This is a genomic window from Tetzosporium hominis (assembly GCF_002265435.1).
Taxonomy (GTDB): Bacteria; Bacillota; Bacilli; order Bacillales_A; family Planococcaceae; genus Chryseomicrobium; species Chryseomicrobium hominis.
Genome location: NZ_NOKQ01000281.1, coordinates 1 through 233, shown reverse-complemented (window position 1 = coordinate 233; position 233 = coordinate 1). Strand labels below are relative to the sequence as shown.

The following is a 233-nucleotide window of genomic DNA, read 5'->3' as shown; positions in this document are numbered from 1 at the left end:
CTGTATACGGAGGAGACTTTCTTGCAAACCAGCCGCCGGTTAAAGCGATGTGTGAAGCGGCGCCTTCTATCATCCACTTATTAGACCGGATGGGCGTCATGTTTAACCGGACGCCTGAAGGGCTGCTTGATTTCCGCCGATTCGGGGGTACACAGCACCACAGAACAGCTTATGCGGGTGCGACGACGGGACAGCAGCTGCTTTACGCACTGGACGAGCAAGTGCGCAGATAC

At 55.8% G+C, this 233-nt stretch carries 1 protein-coding gene; it reads left to right on the top strand.

The window, feature by feature from the left end:
- A partial coding sequence (locus CF394_RS13040; protein WP_133079839.1) for an FAD-binding protein occupies positions 1–233 on the top strand: 233 nt, incomplete at both ends.